This is a genomic window from Burkholderia sp. BCC1638 (assembly GCF_902833195.1).
Taxonomy (GTDB): domain Bacteria; phylum Pseudomonadota; class Gammaproteobacteria; order Burkholderiales; family Burkholderiaceae; genus Burkholderia; species Burkholderia diffusa.
On the sequence record NZ_CADFEC010000001.1, the window covers coordinates 352,078 to 368,723 of the forward strand.

Annotated in this window: 14 protein-coding genes; 6 read left to right on the forward strand and 8 right to left on the reverse strand. The window is 68.3% G+C overall.

Features of this window, described 5'->3' with window-relative positions; genetic code table 11:
• Nucleotide 1: 1 nt before the first annotated feature.
• The 3 genes from HWX22_RS01540 to HWX22_RS01550 all read right to left on the reverse strand — a co-directional run bounded on the left by HWX22_RS01540 (nt 2) and on the right by HWX22_RS01550 (nt 2,412).
• Entirely contained in the window at nt 2-433 is a 432-nt protein-coding gene (locus tag HWX22_RS01540) for a YqaA family protein (RefSeq protein ID WP_175914923.1), read from the reverse strand.
• Nucleotides 434-470: 37 nt separating this feature from the next.
• Nucleotides 471-1,646, reverse strand: a complete 1,176-nt coding sequence (kch, locus tag HWX22_RS01545) for a voltage-gated potassium channel protein (RefSeq protein WP_175914924.1) — start codon at nt 1,644-1,646, stop codon at nt 471-473.
• A gap of 124 nt (nt 1,647-1,770) precedes the next feature.
• Nucleotides 1,771-2,412 (reverse strand): LysE family translocator, encoded by a 642-nt coding sequence (locus HWX22_RS01550; protein ID WP_175914925.1) that lies wholly within the window; start codon nt 2,410-2,412, stop codon nt 1,771-1,773.
• A 285-nt stretch (nt 2,413-2,697) separates the two neighbouring features.
• Between HWX22_RS01550 and HWX22_RS01555 the strand changes: the two genes are divergently transcribed.
• Entirely contained in the window at nt 2,698-3,180 is a 483-nt protein-coding gene (locus tag HWX22_RS01555; RefSeq protein ID WP_006755380.1) for an Lrp/AsnC family transcriptional regulator, read from the forward strand.
• Between the two features lie 643 nt (nt 3,181-3,823).
• On the opposite strand, the gene HWX22_RS01560 is transcribed toward HWX22_RS01555, so the two are convergent.
• Entirely contained in the window at nt 3,824-5,476 is a 1,653-nt protein-coding gene (locus tag HWX22_RS01560; protein ID WP_175914926.1) for an IclR family transcriptional regulator C-terminal domain-containing protein, read from the reverse strand.
• 178 nt (nt 5,477-5,654) lie between these two features.
• On the opposite strand from HWX22_RS01560, the gene HWX22_RS01565 reads away from it, so the two are divergent.
• Nucleotides 5,655-6,614 (forward strand): MBL fold metallo-hydrolase, encoded by a 960-nt coding sequence (locus HWX22_RS01565; protein ID WP_059525310.1) that lies wholly within the window; start codon nt 5,655-5,657, stop codon nt 6,612-6,614.
• A gap of 182 nt (nt 6,615-6,796) precedes the next feature.
• Nucleotides 6,797-8,164, forward strand: a complete 1,368-nt coding sequence (locus HWX22_RS01570; protein WP_175907047.1) for an MFS transporter — start codon at nt 6,797-6,799, stop codon at nt 8,162-8,164.
• A gap of 141 nt (nt 8,165-8,305) precedes the next feature.
• On the opposite strand, the gene HWX22_RS01575 is transcribed toward HWX22_RS01570, so the two are convergent.
• Together HWX22_RS01575 and HWX22_RS01580 are read right to left on the reverse strand one after the other, a co-directional pair.
• Nucleotides 8,306-10,084 (reverse strand): sensor domain-containing diguanylate cyclase, encoded by a 1,779-nt coding sequence (locus HWX22_RS01575; RefSeq protein ID WP_244135177.1) that lies wholly within the window; start codon nt 10,082-10,084, stop codon nt 8,306-8,308.
• A gap of 270 nt (nt 10,085-10,354) precedes the next feature.
• Nucleotides 10,355-11,155, reverse strand: a complete 801-nt coding sequence (locus HWX22_RS01580) for an SDR family oxidoreductase (protein ID WP_175907043.1) — start codon at nt 11,153-11,155, stop codon at nt 10,355-10,357.
• 140 nt (nt 11,156-11,295) lie between these two features.
• On the opposite strand from HWX22_RS01580, the gene HWX22_RS01585 reads away from it, so the two are divergent.
• Nucleotides 11,296-12,255, forward strand: coding sequence for a GlxA family transcriptional regulator (locus HWX22_RS01585; protein ID WP_175907042.1), 960 nt, complete (start codon nt 11,296-11,298; stop codon nt 12,253-12,255).
• Between the two features lie 74 nt (nt 12,256-12,329).
• On the forward strand, nt 12,330-13,478 hold the full coding sequence (locus HWX22_RS01590) for an epoxide hydrolase (protein ID WP_175914928.1): 1,149 nt from the start codon (nt 12,330-12,332) through the stop codon (nt 13,476-13,478).
• A 116-nt stretch (nt 13,479-13,594) separates the two neighbouring features.
• Here HWX22_RS01590 and HWX22_RS01595 read toward each other — a convergent pair whose 3' ends face one another.
• Nucleotides 13,595-14,086: a 2,4'-dihydroxyacetophenone dioxygenase family protein gene (locus tag HWX22_RS01595; protein WP_059450233.1), complete on the reverse strand. Its 492-nt coding sequence runs from the start codon at nt 14,084-14,086 to the stop codon at nt 13,595-13,597.
• Between the two features lie 99 nt (nt 14,087-14,185).
• The gene (locus tag HWX22_RS01600) at nt 14,186-15,151 is read right to left on the reverse strand and encodes a LysR family transcriptional regulator (protein WP_244135178.1); all 966 of its coding nucleotides are present in this window, start codon (nt 15,149-15,151) and stop codon (nt 14,186-14,188) included.
• Nucleotides 15,152-15,256: 105 nt separating this feature from the next.
• Here HWX22_RS01600 and HWX22_RS01605 point away from each other — a divergent pair, with 105 nt between their 5' ends.
• Nucleotides 15,257-16,615: an aspartate aminotransferase family protein gene (locus tag HWX22_RS01605; protein WP_175907039.1), complete on the forward strand. Its 1,359-nt coding sequence runs from the start codon at nt 15,257-15,259 to the stop codon at nt 16,613-16,615.
• Nucleotides 16,616-16,646 lie beyond the last annotated feature (31 nt).

Sequence of the window (16,646 nt, forward strand, 5' to 3'; positions counted from 1 at the left end):
GTCAGTGCGTCACGAGCCACGCGACGGCCAGATACCGCCCGACCTTCGCGATCGTCACGATCGCGAGGAAGGTCGGCAGCGGCTCGCGCAGCACGCCGGCGATCATCGTCAGCGGATCGCCGACCACCGGCGCCCAGCTCAGCAGCAGCGACCAGCGGCCGTGGCGCGCATACCAGCGCTCGGCGCGCGCGAGCGCGGCCGGCTTGACCGGGAACCAGCGGCGGTCGCGGAAGTGTTCGATGCCGCGGCCGAGCGCCCAGTTGACCGCCGAGCCCGCGACGTTGCCGACGCTCGCGACCAGCACCAGCGCCCACACGGGCTCGCGTCCGGCGAGCAGCAGGCCGGCGAGCACGGCTTCGGACTGGAGCGGCAGCAGCGTCGCGGCGATCATCGACACGGCGAACAGGCCGCCGTAAGTGAGCAATTCGGACATCGCGCGATTGTACCGGCCGCACGCCGGCCCGCACCGGTCACGCGGCGGCGTCGGTGCCGAACAGCAGGTGCGAGATCACCGACTTGTCGACCGGTTCGTCGTTGAGCGTGCTGGCGAGCAGTTCGCCCGCGAGTTGCTGCGGCGAGAACACCATGTCCGGCTTCAGCAGGCGCAGCCGCTCGAGGTTGCGTTGCTGGTTCACGAGCGCGACGGTACGCACCGTCGACGCGATCTCGCGGATCGCGAGGATGATGAACGCATTCTCGGCATCGTCGGAGCGCAGCGCGAGCACCGCGCGGGCCGTGGCCGCGCCGGCGCTTTCCAGCACCTCGTGGTCGGTGGCGTCGCCGACGATCAGGTCGGTCGCGCCCGCATAGTTGTGCTCGACGCCGGCCGGCACGATGACGGTCACGGCGTAGCCGCGCTTGCGCAGCCCGTCGTGCACTGCATGCGCGACGGGCGTCGCGCCGACGATCAGGAAATGATGCTTGCGGATCACGTTCGAAATGCCTCCCTTGACGATCCGTTTCAGGCTGCCGCCGATCACCGGCCCGATGACCGCGCTGATCGACGTCGCGAACACCGTGATGCCGAGCACGATCACCGACGCGGTGAACAGGCGCGCGGTGGGTGCGTGCGGCACGATGTCGCCGTAGCCGACCGTCGACATCGACACGATCGAGAAGTAGACGGCCGTGGCGAGGTCGTGGACCGGCGGCGTGAATTCGTCGCCGAGATACAGCACGCCGAAGGTCGCGTAGATCAGCAGCGACACGATGCTGAGCAGCGCGAACAGGCTGCTCGCGGCGACGCTCGCGCGGTCGAAATGGCGCCAGTAGTAGATCAGCGTGACGGCGAGGACGGCTGTGTACACGAATACCGCGTTGCTGCGGTAGCCGCCGAGGATGCTGATCGCGGCGGCCGCGACCAGCAGCAGGATCGACAGCACCCACGCGACGCGGGCACGCAGCACGATGCCGATGGCCATCGTCGCGAGGCCGGCCGCGACGACGACCTGCGGCAGCACGACGAGGCCGGCATTGTCGACGAGGTTCAGCGCATGGGTGAGCCACGCATGATGCGCGCCGAGCTTCGCATGGGCGACGACGGGGCGCAGCACCATCAGTGCATCGAGCGCGAGGAGGAGAGCGAGATACCAGTGCAGGCCGATCGGCGCGAACAGGCGCCGCAGGCGGGTAGTGACGTGCTTCATGCAATCGCCCGGGCGAGCCAGGCATGTCCAACGAACCAGCCGCTACCCTAAAGCATTCGGCGATCGGCTGCTTTTTCGCGGGGCACGGGGCTGACCCGGCACCCGCGCGTGAGGCCGCCCGGTCTCAGTTCCAGCCGGCCATGATCGCGCCCATGCCGACCAGCAGCCCGCCCGTCACGCGATTCATCGCGCGCATCCGCGCCGGACGCTGCAGCGCACGGCTCAGCCGGTGCGAGAAGAGCGCCATCGACGCGACGCCGCCGGCGAACAGCAGCGCGAAGGACGTCGCGAGCAGCAGGAACTGCGCGTTCAGGCTCCAGTCCGTGTTCGGAACGATGAACTGCGGAAAGAACGACGGAAAGAACAGCAGCGTCTTCGGATTCAGGCCGGAGGTGGCGACGCCGCGCCAGAACAGCGCGCGTTCGCTGTCGTCGGGTGTGGTGCTGCCGGGTTGCGTCGACGCGGTGGGCGCGGCGATCGGCGCGCGGCCGAGCCATTGTTTGCAGCCGAGCCACACGAGGTAGGCGGCGCCGGCCCAGCGCAGCACGTTCAGCGCGTGCTCGTCGAGACGGACCAGCGAATTCAGGCACAGCGCGGTCAGCGCGAGTTGCAGCAGCACGGCGAGCGTGCCGCCCCATACGCACGGCAGCGCGCGGCGCCAGCCGGTGCGCAATGCCTGGTTCATCGTGAGGAGGTTGACGGGGCCGGGGGCGTAGATGAGGACGGCGGACGCAGCGAGGAACGACAGATAAAGCCTGAACGACATGACGGGATGTGCGAAAAACGATGGATCAGGCGCCGGCCCGTGCAGCCGGATAGGCGCGCGGGAGGCGGGACACTGCATGCCTGCGTGTCCGGCGCCGCAACTCGTGATTGCGGCCGGGCGTCCCGGTGCGAGGGGGTTGTCGCGGGGAGCGTGCCGGACAACAGGCATGAAGAAAATGTATCAAGCGGGCCGGTTAAAAGGCTTCCTGGTTTCCAGCAAAACGCACCCGAAACCGGAATCCTGTTCAGATAGAATGCCGATTTTAAGTAGAAGATTCTTTCCATCATGGCTACCCGCGAACGCACGCCGAAAACCCTCGACAACCAGGACCGCAAGATCCTCGGTGCACTGCAAAAAAATGCGCGTCTGTCGAACGCAGAACTGGCCGAACAGATCGGCATGTCGACCACCGCATGCTGGAACCGCACGCGGCAGCTTGAGCTCGACGGTTACATCGACGGCTACGTCGCGCTGGTCAACCAGCGCATGCTCGGCTACGCGGACATCGTGATCCTCGAAGTCACGCTCGATCGCCACGAGGACGACGCGCTCGCGCGTTTCGGCGCCGAACTCGCGGCGCTGCCCGAAGTGCTCGAGGCCTACCTCGTATCGGGCGAATACGACTACTGGATCAAGGTCGCGGTGGACGGCACGGCCGGCTACGAGCGCTTCTTGCGCGAGAAGCTGTACAGGATTTCGAGCATCCGCCACAGCCGCTCGATGTTCGCGCTGCGGTGCATGAAAGACGTGCCGTCGATTCAGGTGTGACGACAGGGGGAGACGGCACGCGGATCGTCGTGACGACGAGATTCGCGGGTGTGCCGGAGAGGAGCGGCAATCGGGCTGTCGCGTCGAATGGGCGCGGCCCGGAGCCGGAAACAGGCGGGAAATGCCTGCGGGGCCGGAAAACGGATGAATCTTCCGTCGGCTTTTGCGGCGCTCATCCGCCACGCCGATGCCGGGCGCGGCGGCCTTACGGCGCGCGTCCCGGCAGGCGGGTCAGACGGATGATGTGACGCTGCGCTCAGCGCGGCAGGCGTGCGTGCGCTTCAGCGATGACTTCGCAGTTCTCGAGGTGCAGTGCCCATGCTTCTGCAAGCAGCTCGCCAACACGTGCGAGCCAGCCAGCGGATTGGGTGGAACGATCGGAGACATTAGACGTTTGCATGACGAAGCCCCATGTAGGTGGCGAGTTAGGGATAACCCTAATCATAGAGGAACGTCACCGTGCTGTGAAATGCGATTTCGTTATATGAGAATTACTGACAATTTCTGTTGCTGCTGCGCAACATGAATTGCATCTGCTTCCGCGTGGCGGACGCGCGTGACGAGGCCGTGGCGAGCACGGCCTTGCATTGACGGGCGGAAGGGGAAGTCAGGCGCGGAGAAAGGGCGCGGCAGCGGGCGGTGCCTACTCGCCGATCCATCCGAAGCGCCACGACAGGCGGCGCGTCGCGGCGCGCAGCGCATGCGCGAGTTCGCTGTCCGGCCCGCGCGGGAAGCCGCGCGACGAGCCGATGATGGCGATCACGAGCCGGATGCTGCCCGTGTGATCGAACACGGGCGCGGCGATCGTCCCGATGCCCGGCACCGGCGCATCGAACGCGAAATCGAGCGCGTCCGCGCGGATCGTCGCGAGCCGCGCGCGGAACGCGTCGTCGACCTGCGTCGCGCGGCCGGCGAGGCGCACCGGCTCGTCGGCCAGCAGGCCGGCCAGCACGTCGTCGGACATGCCCGCCGCGAAGATCCGCCCGATCGCGGTATTCACGAGCGACATCACCGTGCCGACCTGCAGGCTCACGTGTTGCGGCCGCGCGGATTCCTCGAGGCGGATCACGGTCGGCCCGAGCGGCCCGAGCGTCGCGGCCGCCACGCTCATGTCGGTCGCGGCCGCCAGCGCGACGATCTCGGCTTCCGCATCGCGCGTCGGCGACACGCGCTGCATCGCGATCAGGCCGAGCGCCTGGGCGAGCGGCCCGCCGCCGAAGCAGCTCGCGTCGTCGCGGCTCAGCAGGCCGATCTTCTGCAGGCTCACCAGATGCGGAAACGCCTTCGCGGCCGGCATGCCGGCCGCCGTCGCGAGGTCGCGCAGCGGCAGCGCACGGCCCGCCGACACGAGCGCCAGCAGCAGTTCCCCCGTGCTGTCGAGTGCGTTGATGCCACGCTGCGCTTTCGTATCGTCGGCGAGCGCGGGCGGCATGCGCTGCGTGGCCGGCGGCATGCCCGCCCCGACCGGCGGGGCATCGCGTCCCGCGCCGAGCGAGGCGGTGGCTTGCCGTGCCGCATCGCGCAGCGCCGTCGCGATCGGGCCGTCCCAGCCGACATCGATCGATCCGGTCGAGCCGATCACCGTCAACGCGAGTTGCAGGCGTCCGTCCGCGTCCAGCACCGGCACGCACATCGCGCTGACGCCGGGGCTCGGCCGGTCCACGCCGCGCTCGATCCCGCGCGCGCGGATCGCGTCGAGTTCGGCCTGCCACGCGCCGGCGTCGGACGTGGGCTGCACGCCTTCCGCGCCGGCGAGCGTGTCGCCGGCGCCGGCCTGACTGGCCGCCATCGCGTCGAGCTGGGCGGGGTCGCCGAACGCGCGGAACACGCGGCCGGTCGCCGTCGTGTCGAGCGACATCACCGATCCGACGTGCAGGTTCACGTGCAGCGGATAGCCGCCGTGCTCGATGCGCACGATCGTGGGCCCGAGCACGCCCGGCACCGACAGCGCCACGCTCAGGCCGACCGCTTCCGCGAGCCGCGCCGCGTGCGGCAGCGCCGCGCGATAGGCCGGCTGGCGTTCGATCGACATCAGCCCGAGCCGCAGCGACAGCGGCCCCGGCTCGTAGTTGCCCGTGAGCGCGTCGCGTTTCACGAGCGCGAGCCGCGTCAGGCTGACGAGATAGGTGTGCGCCTGCGCGGTCGACAGCTCGGCCGCGGCCGCCAGCTCCGACAGCCCGAGCGGCTTGCGCCGGCGCGCGAGCGCGTCGAGCAGCCGGCCGCCGACCTCGACGCTCTGGATTCCGCGCTGCGCCTTGGGCGGCGCGTCGTCCGCGCTGACTTCGTGGTTCTGCACGCGATGATTCTTCCGTTGACGAAACCCCGCATGGTATCCGACGCCATTTGACGCGCCAGCCCGCAGGTTTACCCGTATTGGACAATAGCAAGCGCATTTGTCATTGACAAATAATCGACGCGGGCAGATGATCCGCCTCACTCCCCTCAACACATGGCTCGCAGCCACGGAACGCAACATGGCCAAAGCATTCGCCTCCCAAGCCGATCTGGAAGAGAAGAAAGTCACCTGGACGCAGCTGTCCGAGAACGCGTACGCGTACACCGCCGAAGGCGACCCGAACTCGGGCGTGATCATCGGCGACGACAGCGTGCTGATCGTCGACACGACCGCGACGCCCGCGATGGCGCAGGACCTGATCGCGAAGATCCGCAGCGTGACCGACAAGCCGATCAAGCACGTCGTGCTGTCGCATTACCACGCGGTGCGCGTGCTCGGCGCGTCCGCGTATTTCGCCGAAGGCGCGCAGCACGTGATCGCGAGCCGCGGCACGTACGAGATGATCGTCGAGCGCGGCGAGGCCGACATGAAGTCGGAGATCGAGCGCTTTCCGCGCCTGTTCGCGGGCGTCGAGACGGTGCCGGGCCTGACCTGGCCGACGCTCGTGTTCGAGCGCGAGATCACGCTGTTCCTCGGCAAGCTCGAAGTGAAGATCATGCACGTCGGCTCGGGCCACACGAAGGGCGACACGATCGTCTGGCTGCCGTCGCAGAAGGTGTTGTTCTCCGGCGACCTGGTCGAATACGACGCGGCCTGCTATTGCGGCGACGCGCAGCTCGAACAGTGGCCGGCCACGCTCGAGGCGCTGCGCGCGCTCGGCGCGGAAAAGCTCGTGCCGGGCCGCGGTCCCGCGTTGCTGAATCCGGCCGAGGTCGACAAGGGCCTCGACTACACGAAGGACTTCGTGACGACGCTGCTCGCGCAGGGCCGCAAGGCCGTCGAGCGCAAGCTCGACCTGAAGGCGTCGATGGCGCTCACGCGCGAAGCGATGGATCCGAAGTTCGGGCACGTGTTCATCTACGAGCACTGTCTGCCGTTCGACGTGTCGCGCGCGTTCGACGAGGCGAGCGGCATCACGCATCCGCGCATCTGGACCGCGCAGCGCGACAAGGAAATGTGGGACGCGCTGCAGGACTGAGCGGCTCACCGCGGCGCGGCGTCCAGGCGGGCGCCCCGCCGTTTTTCTGACGGCGCCTGAACGACGGCGGCATTGGGCCGCGGTTCGGGGCGCCGGCTTCCGGTCTCACAAGAAAGCAGGGCGCACGTACGCCCTCGGAGACTGCTGCGCGCTCGAATCGCGCGGCCCGTTTGGAGAGAGACATGCCCCAATCGCTTCCCGCCGAAGCGACGATCGCGCACGCGAGTGTTGCGACGTCGCCTTCCGCATATGAATCCACACCGGCGTCGGACGCCGGCGACGCGCTGCTGTTCCGCAAGATCGCATGGCGGATCGTGCCGTTCCTGTTCCTCTGCTACGTCGTGTCGTTTCTCGACCGCATCAACATCGGCTTCGCGCAGTTGCAGATGAAGCACGACCTCGGCTTCAGCGATGCGATGTACGGCCTCGGCGCCGCGGTGTTCTACGTCGGCTACGTGTTCTGCGAGGTGCCGAGCAACCTGCTGCTCGCGCGCTTCGGCGCGCGCCGCACGTTCACGCGGATCATGCTGTTGTGGGGCATCGCGTCGACCGGGATGATGTTCGTGTCGCAGCCGTCGCATTTCTACGTGCTGCGCTTCCTGCTCGGCGTGTTCGAGGCCGGCTTCTTTCCCGGCATCGTGCTGTACCTGACCTACTGGTTTCCGGCGAACCGTCGCGCGGCGGCGATCTCGGTGTTCTTCGCGGGCGTCGCGGTGGCCGGCGTGCTCGGCGGCCTGATGTCGGGCTGGATCATGCGCGACATGAGCGGCGTGCTCGGATTGCACGGCTGGCAATGGATGTTCGCGATCGAAGGTGCGCCGGCGATCGTGCTCGCGTGCTTCGCGTTCGCGTATCTGGTCGACCGGCCGCAGGACGCCGCGTGGCTCACGTCCGACGAAAAGGCGCGCGTCGCCGCGCTGTGCGGCGACGGCCGTGCGCATGGCGCGCACGACACGCGCAGCCTGGCGGCCGCGCTCGCGAACCCGCGCGTCTATCTGTTCGCGTTCATCTATTTCTCGCTGACCTGCGCGTCGCTGACGCTCAATTTCTGGATGCCGCTGATGATCCGCGATTTCGGCGTGACCGACGTCGTGGCCGTGAGCCTCTACACGGTCGTGCCGAACGCGGTCGGCGCGGTGGGACTGATCCTGATCGCGCGCCGCTCGGACCGCACCGGCGAGCGCCGCAAGCATTTCGCGTGCTGCACGATCGGCGGCGGGCTCGCACTCGCGGCGCTGACGCTGCACCTGCACAGCTTCGCGGCGATGCTCGCGTGCCTGTCGATTGCGGCGACGCTGATCTTCGCCGCGCTGCCGATCTTCTGGGCCGTGCCGACCCGCTATCTGTCGGGCAACGCGGCCGCGGCCGGGATCGCGCTGATCAGCAGCATCGGGATCACGAGCGGCATCGTCAGCCCGTGGGTGATCGGGCTGATCCGCACGCGCACCGGCAGCATGGATCTCGCCGTGTATCTGCTGGCCGCGCTGCTCGCGCTGAGCGGCGCCGCGCTGATGCTCGGCGTGAAGGGCGAACCTGCGCGGCGGGCCTGAACCACGGCCGGGCGATGATCGTGATCGCGCGGCGCCCGGACCGCAAGCGCGAGCGTCGCTGGCACGTCGCCGCGTGCGCATTCGGCGGCGCGGTCGCGCGCGCGTCGCGTTGATCGGGGGATGCGCCGGCGCGGTGCGCGGCTAGGGGCGATACACCTCGACCCGGTTGCGGCCGCGTTCCTTCGCGACATACAGCGCCTTGTCCGCGCGCGACAGCGCCTGGTACGCGCCGAAGTCGGACGTCCGCATCGCGTCGATGCCGATGCTGACGGTCAGCGCCAGCACTTGGTCCTCGTGCACGAGCCGCGCGTCGGCCGCGCGCTGCTGCACGCGCAGCGCGAGCGCGCACGCCGCATCGATCCCGGCGTGCGGCAGCACGATCGCGAATTCCTCGCCGCCGATGCGCCCGACGATGCCGTCCGGCCCGATTTCCGCGAGCAGCAGCCGCGCGAAATGCCGGAGCGCGCGATCGCCGACCGGATGTCCCCAGCGGTCGTTCAGCGCCTTGAAGTGGTCGAGATCGAGCATCAGCACCGCGGCGTCCTGGCCGGTGGCGCGCACGCGGCGCAACGCGGCTTCGCCTTGCCGCATGAACGCGTGGCGGTTCGACAGCTGGGTCAGGTGATCGGTCGTCGCCATCCGGTGCAGCTCGGTCTCGATGTGCTTGCGCTCGGTCGCATCCGTGATGAAGCCGTGCCAGACCGTGCCGCCGTCCGGCGTGCGTTGCGGGCGCGCGTCGCCTTCGCGCCAGCGCATCCCCTGATCCGGCAGCAGCACGCGGTATTCGAGCCGCCACGGCGTCAGTCGCTCCGCCGACGCCAGCAGCGACTGGCGGTACGCGACCAGGTCGGCCGGATGAATCCGGGTCTCGACCGCGTCCGCGTCGCGGGCGATCTGCTCGGGCGTCAGTTCGTAGATGTCGCGCACGCCCGCGCTCGCGTACGAAAAGAATCGGCGACCGTCGGCGGTCTGCCGCAGCTGGAACACGAGACCGGGGACCTGGTCGGTCAGGTTCGTCACGAGTGTGACGGAGTCGCTCAGCCGGCCGGCGAGTTCGCGCAGCGCGGTGATGTCCGTGGTCGTGCCGACCATGCGCAACGCACGCCCGTTGTTGTCGCGGGCGATGACCTTGCCGCGGCTGCAGATCCATTTGTACGTGCCGTTCTTGCAGCGGATGCGGTGCTCGACCGCATAGCTGTCGGTGCGGCTTTCGAAATGCGCGAGCATCGCGGCCTTCACGTCGGCGACATCGTCTGGGTGCAGCCGTTCGTACGCATCCTCGATCCGGCTCGTCAGTTCGTGGGGCTCGTAGCCGAGCAGCGCCTTCCAGGCCGCCGAATAATGGATCTCGCCGGTTTCCACGTTGCGGTCCCACATGCCGGTGCCGCTTTCGGTCAGCGCGAGCGTGGTCAGCGCGCTGCGTTCTTCTATGCCGCCGAGCCGTTCGTGCAGCGCGGCCTGTGCATTCGCGCGGGCGATCGCGTGTTCCGCGAGCGTGGCCAGGTCATGCAGGAAAGCCCGTTGCGCGGCGTCGAGCATCAGGCCCGCGTCGCCGACGATACACAGTGCGCCAGGTGTGGTGCCGTCGGCCGCAATCAGTTCGCAGGCCGTGACGACGTGCGGCGCGTCGAGCGGGAGCCCACTCGCCTCGGGTGTGATGAATCGGCGGTCGGACGCCGAGACGCGCTCGACACGCGGCGGGAAGTGCACGGCAGGCAGCGTGGCGGGCAGCGTTCCGTCGGACGCCGCCACGCGCTGCGTGCCGGCTTCGGCGAAAGTGACGAACGCGCCGGCCGTGCCGACATGCGCGCGGGCGAGCCGGCACACGGTCTCGAGTTCTGGCAACGGCGCGAGCGCCGGGCGATCGTCGGCGGGGACGCGAGAGGAGCCGGGTGTGTCGCCGGCCCCGGAGGTGAACATTCGGAACCGCATGGTCGAATTCCGCGACGGTCGATTGCGCCGATCATCGGACGAATGTCGCGTGGCGCTGCTTCGGGAGTTGCAATCGCGAAGCTTATCGTCGCGGAAAATGCGTGGCAAGCGGGGTGAAACCGGCTTTGGCGGGAACGCAACGCAGGGTCCGGAATGCGTCGCGGCGTCGACGGCTGCGGTGGCGCAAGCGCCGTCGACGCGCTTCGATTCGCAAGCGTCGCGCCCGGACAGCACGGGCGCGACGCGGGTACTGCGCGACTAGCGCGCAACCGTATAGCGCGGCGCCGGCGAATCCGTCGACAGGTGCGGCGCCATCGTGCGGCGCGCGGCCTCGTACGCATCCCATTCGCCGGCCGCGTGCAGCGACGGAATCGACACGAGTTCGCCGCGATCGAAGCCGACCAGCGCCGCGTCGACGAGGTCGGACGCCGACATCACGATCTCCTTCGGCAGGTGTTCGAGCGGCAGGCCGCCGGTCTGCCAGAACTCGGTCGCCGTCGCGCCTGGCAGCACGGCCTGCACCTGCACGCCTTGTTCCGCGAGTTCGTGGTGCAGCGACTGGCTGAACGCGAGCACGAATGCCTTGCTGCCGCCGTAGACGCCGTTGAGCGTTTCCGGCGACAGGGCGACGATCGACGAGATGTTGATCACGGCGCCGCGGCCGCGCGCGACGAAACCGGGCACGGCGGCATAGGTCAGGCGCGTGAGCGCGGTCACGTTCAGGTCGATCATCCGCGTCATCGCGTCGACGTCGCTGTCGAGCAGCGGCGCGTGCGTGCCGACGCCCGCGTTGTTGACGAGCAGCGTGATGCTCGCGTCCTGCTTCAGCTTCGCCTCGACGGCGGCGAGCGCCGCGCGGTCGTTGAGGTCCGCGCCGACGATCTCGACGCTGCGCTGCGTGTCGTTCGTGATGCGCTCGGCGAGCGTGGCCAGCCGGTCGCGGTTGCGCGCGACCAGGATCAGGTCGTAGCCGCGGCGCGCGAGGCGATCCGCATAGATCGCGCCGATGCCGGACGATGCGCCGGTAATGACGGCGGTACCGCGATGTGCTTCAGTCATGATGTCGCTCCATGTCGAGGAAAGGGTGAGTGCGTGAAGGCATTCTGGCCTCGAATCGCGGCGACACAAATGACGTAGATGGGTATGATTTCGGACATCGGGCCGGTCGTCACGATCATGCCCCGCTACTGGAGATACGCATGCACCGCATCGGTTTTCTGATCAGCGACGGCTTCCAGATCATGGCGCTCGCCGCGCAATCGGTGTTCGAGTACGCGAACATGATCGCGGGCGAGCCGTTCTATGTGATGGACAACTATTCCGTCGACGGCGGCGGCGTGCCTTCGTCGCTCGGATTGCCGGTCGCGACGCGCGCGCTGCGCGGGCGGATCGACGTCGATACGTGGATCGTCGCGGGCGTCAACGATCCGCTCGCGTCGCCGGCGCCGGCCGGCGTCGTCGCGTTCCTGCGACGCGCGAACGCGCGCGCGCGGCGCATCGCCGGCATCTGCACGGGCGCGTTCGTGCTCGCCGAGGCCGGGCTGCTCGCGCAGCGCCGCGCGACGACGCACTGGGCGTACGGACGCGGCATGCAGCAGCAGTTTCCGGACATTCGTGTCGAGGAGGACCGGATCTACATCGTCGACGGCCCGATCTGGACGTCCGCCGGGATGACGGCCGGCCTCGACCTGGCGCTCGCGATGGTGGAGAAGGATCTCGGCGCGGACACCGCGCGCTCGGTCGCGCACAAGCTCGTAATGCATCAGCGCCGTGCGGGCGGACAGTCGCAGCATTCGGAAATGCTGGACCTCGCGCCGAAATCGGACCGGATCCAGAACGCGCTCAACTATGCGCGGCGGAATCTCGGCCGCGCGCTGACCGTCGAGGAACTGGCCGACGCCGTCCACCTGAGTCCGCGCCAGTTCAGCCGCGTGTTTACGCTCGAAACTGGGCAGTCGCCGGCGAAGGCGATCGAGCGGCTGCGGCTGGAAGCCGCGCGGCTGATGATCGAGCAGAGCCGGCATTCGCTCGATGTGATCGCGAAGGAGAACGGTTTCCGCGACCGGCGCCACCTGCGCGATGCGTTCGTGCGCGGCTTCGGCGTGCCGCCGCAGGCCGTGCGGCGCGACGCGCGGGCGGACGAGCGCGAAACGGGCTGACGCTCGCGGGCGCGCCGCCAGCGCGGGTCGGAAAAATCGCGCAGAATCTCCGGCATTCCTCGCGAGGAGACACCATGCACGCCGCCCCGTTCAGCATTGCGATTCCCGATCACGCGCTCGATGACCTGCGTCGGCGCCTGCGCGACACGCGCGCACCGGTGCTGACACCCGCCGCGCCGTGGCAGCAGGGTGTGGATGGCGCGTGGCTGCACGAACTGGTTGCGTACTGGCGCGAGGGCTTCGACTGGCGGGCGGCGGAGCGTGCGCTGAACCGGCAGCCGCAGTTCGTCGCGGACGCAGACGGGCAACGCGTGCATTTCATCCATCGGCGTGGGGCGGGGCCGAAGCCGTATCCGCTCGTCATCACGCACGGCTGGCCGGGCTCCGTACTCGAATTCGACGCGCTGATCGATCGCCTGTGCGATCCGGCCGCGTTCGGCGGCGATCCGCACGACGCGTTCGACGTGGTCGCGCCGTCGCTTCCCGGCTTCGCGTTCTCGCCCGCGCCCGCGGCACCCGGCATGTCGGCATTTCAGGTCGCCGACCGCTGGGCGACGTTGATGTCCGGGCTCGGATATCGTCGCTTCGGCGCGCAAGGCGGCGATCTCGGCGCGGGCGTGTCGATTGCGCTCGGCGCGCGACATGCCGACGTGGTGAACGGCATCCATCTGAACTACCTGCCCGGCAACTACGAGCCGCCGACCGACGCGGCTTCCCCGCTGACCGAGGACGAACGCGCTTTCGTGACGCAGCGTGGAGAGTGGGTTGCGCTGGAGGGCGGATACGCGCACGTGCACATGACGAAGCCGCAGACGCTGGCCGTCGCGCTCAACGATTCGCCGGCAGGGCTGGCGGCGTGGATCGCCGAGAAATTCCGCACGTGGAGCGATTGCGACGGCGACGTCGCGAAGCGGTTTTCGCACGACACGCTGCTGACGGGTATCTCGCTCTACTGGTTTACCGGCTGCATCGGCTCGTCAATGCAGATGTATTGGGAAAACCGGCTGCAGCCGATGCGCTTCGCGGCCGGGCAGCGCGTGGCGGTGCCCGTCGCATTTGCGCGCTTTCCGAAGGAAATCAGTCGTCCGCCGCGCAGCTGGCTCGAACGCGTGTTCGACGTCGTGCAGTGGACCGACATGCCGAGCGGCGGCCATTTCGCCGCGATGGAGGAGCCGGAACTGCTGGCCGACGATATTCGCCGATTTTTCCGGCGCTTTCGGTAATGCCGCCGGGGGCGGCTTGGGTGGTGAAGTGCGCCGGCAGTCATTCATGCGCGTGTTGGCGAGTGCCGGCGCCGTGCGGATCGTGATGCGACGATGTCGCCCGTCTTGCCGCGCGATTACCGTGTGACGAACGGCGCCGCATCGTGCGGCGCGGTGCGCGCATGCTTGCGCTGGCGCAGCAGCGCGACGCGGCAATTCTCGCGCGCGGTCTCGCGGCCGTCGTCGTCGAGCAGCACCAGATCGCCGCGCATCACGTTGAGCGTAATCACGTCGTCGCCGGGCGCGCCGAGCGTTTCCGGCGTATGCACCGACCCGGCCGGTTCGAGCACCGTCGAGCCGGCCTGCGCGATCCACTCGTATTCGCGGTAGCGCCACGCACCCTGCAGCGTATGGACGAAGACCTCGCCATCGTGGCGATGGCGCGGCAGCGTGCCGCCGGCCGGCATCTTCAGCAGCGCGGTCAGCGTGTCTTCCGCCGCATTGATATGCAGATACTTGATCGCGAGCCCCGGCAGGTCGGCGCTCATCGGCAGCCATGGCAGCGCGTCGCCGGGCAGGCACGAAATCGGCGGCAGGTCGGTCGGGAGCGGGGCGGACGGCTGCGTCATGGCGGGAGGCGAGCGGAAACGGGAAGTGCGCATTATCGCAGAGCCGGATCGGGCCGCAGCCTCTGGGCGGACGGCGCCGCCCGCGAAACCTGAACGCGGCTACGCGTCGCTGCCGTCGTCGCCCGGCCATGCCACCGCATGTGCCGCTTCGAGGCACGACTGGAACAGCAGCGCTGCCCGAGTCGGTCGCGGCGAGCGCCGCAGCAGGCTCACGAACCGGCACCGGTAGTTGAAGCGGTGCGGCGCGATCGGCTGCATCAACCCCTTGTTTTCGAAGCTCTCCGCGTAATGGTCGGGCAGGAAGCCGAGATAGCGGCCGGACAGGATCAGCGTCGCGATCGATTCCTGGTCCGATGCCGTCGCGCTGCGCGTGAGCTTCGCGCGATGGCTCAGCTCCATGTTCGGCGAATGGAAGCCGAGGCCGGCGAACGCGTGGTTGCGGATCGTCGTCCACGTGAGCTTGCCGTGCGGCGCGTCAAAGAGCGGATGCTGGCGGCCGCAGTACAGCAGCATCCGTTCGTCGAACAGTTCCGAATACACGAGGCTGCCCGAGCTGCGGTGCGCGGGGATGATCCCGACCTGATAGCTGCCGTCGATGATCCCGCGCTCGACCTCGTTGATCGACGCGACATGCAGGTTCAGCGCGACGTCGGGCGCTTCGTCCGTGAACTGGCGGATCGCGTCGCCAAGCCGCGCGTTCGGGTTGGTGGCGGTCTTGTCGAATACGGCGACGTGCAGTTCTCCGCCCATCTTGTCGTGAATGCCATCGATCCTGCTGCGAAATGCCTCCATCGACGCAAGCAGTCGCAAGGTTTCCTCGTACACCGTCTGTCCCTCGGCGGTCAGCGTGAAGCCCGCGCGGCCGCGCCGGCACAGCACGAGGCCGAGGCGCGTTTCCAGATCCTTCACGTGCCGGCTGATCGTCGAGATGCCGATATTCAGCTCGAGTTCGGCCGCCGCCATCCCGCCGCACTGCACGACGCCCTTGAAGACCCGCAGCAGCCGCAGATCCATGTCGCTGAGCTGCCCGAGCAGCGCGCGGCTCTTCGGTTTCTTTGCTTGCATAATTGCGCAAGTGAACATTGATATTGCGATATTGAAGAGACTAATTGGCCTCCCGACAATGCGCAACATCATCACAAGAAGGAGGGGCGCGCCGCGCCGACCGACATGACCGACACGATCACCGCCAGCCAGCAGGACGAGACGAACCTCCGCACCGACGCCGCCTGGCTCGACGCCCACTGGATGCCGTTCACGGCGAACCGCCAGTTCAAGTCTGATCCGCGCATGATCGTGTCGGCCAAGGACGCGTATTTCACGGATGGCGAAGGCCGCAAGATCTTCGACGGCCTGTCGGGCCTGTGGTGCACGGGTCTCGGTCACGGCCGCACGGAAATCACGGAAGCCGTGAGCCGCCAGGTCGCGCAGCTCGACTACGCGCCGGCGTTCCAGTTCGGTCATCCGAAGTCGTTCGAGCTTGCGAACAAGATCAAGGACCTGACGCCGGCCGGCCTCGACTACGTATTCTTCACGGGCTCGGGCTCGGAAGCGGCCGACACGTCGCTGAAGATGGCCCGCGCGTACTGGCGCGCCAAGGGCAAGGGCACGAAGACGCGCCTGATCGGCCGCGAGAAGGGCTATCACGGCGTGAACTTCGGCGGCATCTCGGTCGGCGGGATCGGGCCGAACCGCAAGCTGTTCGGCCAGGGGATCGACGCCGACTTCCTGCCGCACACGCAACTGGCCGAGAACAAGTTCTCGCGCGGGATGCCCGAGCACGGCGCCGATCTGGCCGACCGCCTGCTCGACCTGATCGCGCTGCACGACGCATCGAACATCGCGGCCGTGATCGTCGAGCCGTTCTCGGGTTCGGCGGGCGTGGTCGTGCCGCCGAAGGGCTATCTGAAGCGCCTGCGCGACATCTGCACCGCGCACGACATCCTGCTGATCTTCGACGAAGTCATCACGGGCTTCGGCCGTGCCGGCGCGATGACGGGCGCCGACGCGTTCGGCGTGGTGCCGGACATCATGAACTTCGCGAAACAGGTGACCAACGGCGTGCAGCCGCTCGGCGGCGTGATCGCGACGAAGGAAATCTACGACACGTTCATGGCCGCGGGCGGCCCCGAATACATGCTCGAGTTCCCGCACGGCTACACGTATTCGGCGCACCCGGTCGCGTGCGCGGCCGGCGTCGCGGCGCTCGACCTGCTGGTGAAGGAAGACGCGGTGGCCCGCGTGCGCGATCTCGCGCCGCATTTCGAGGCGGCCGTGCACGGGCTGAAGGGCCAGCGCCATATCACGGACATCCGCAACTATGGGCTGGCGGCCGGCCTGACGATCGCGGCGCTGCCGGGCGAGCCGGCACGGCGCCCGTACGAGATCGCGATGCGCTGCTGGGCGAAGGGTTTCTACGTGCGCTACGGCGGCGACACGATCCAGCTCGCGCCGCCGTTCATCTCGGAAAAGCGCGAGATCGACAACCTCGTGAACGCGCTGTCCGACGCGCTGAACGAAGTGAACTGAGCGCGGCCCGTGCTGCGCGACAACCGAATTC

Coding starts and splice junctions, on each gene's coding strand:
- HWX22_RS01605 (WP_175907039.1), top strand. CDS start 15,257: ATGACCGACACGATCACCGCCAGCCAGCAGGACGAGACGAACCTCCGC.
- HWX22_RS01575 (WP_244135177.1), bottom strand. CDS start 10,084: ATGTTCACCTCCGGGGCCGGCGACACACCCGGCTCCTCTCGCGTCCCC.
- kch (WP_175914924.1), bottom strand. CDS start 1,646: ATGAAGCACGTCACTACCCGCCTGCGGCGCCTGTTCGCGCCGATCGGC.
- HWX22_RS01590 (WP_175914928.1), top strand. CDS start 12,330: ATGCACGCCGCCCCGTTCAGCATTGCGATTCCCGATCACGCGCTCGAT.
- HWX22_RS01555 (WP_006755380.1), top strand. CDS start 2,698: ATGGCTACCCGCGAACGCACGCCGAAAACCCTCGACAACCAGGACCGC.
- HWX22_RS01570 (WP_175907047.1), top strand. CDS start 6,797: ATGCCCCAATCGCTTCCCGCCGAAGCGACGATCGCGCACGCGAGTGTT.
- HWX22_RS01585 (WP_175907042.1), top strand. CDS start 11,296: ATGCACCGCATCGGTTTTCTGATCAGCGACGGCTTCCAGATCATGGCG.
- HWX22_RS01550 (WP_175914925.1), bottom strand. CDS start 2,412: ATGTCGTTCAGGCTTTATCTGTCGTTCCTCGCTGCGTCCGCCGTCCTC.
- HWX22_RS01580 (WP_175907043.1), bottom strand. CDS start 11,155: ATGACTGAAGCACATCGCGGTACCGCCGTCATTACCGGCGCATCGTCC.
- HWX22_RS01565 (WP_059525310.1), top strand. CDS start 5,655: ATGGCCAAAGCATTCGCCTCCCAAGCCGATCTGGAAGAGAAGAAAGTC.
- HWX22_RS01600 (WP_244135178.1), bottom strand. CDS start 15,151: ATGCAAGCAAAGAAACCGAAGAGCCGCGCGCTGCTCGGGCAGCTCAGC.
- HWX22_RS01595 (WP_059450233.1), bottom strand. CDS start 14,086: ATGACGCAGCCGTCCGCCCCGCTCCCGACCGACCTGCCGCCGATTTCG.
- HWX22_RS01540 (WP_175914923.1), bottom strand. CDS start 433: ATGTCCGAATTGCTCACTTACGGCGGCCTGTTCGCCGTGTCGATGATC.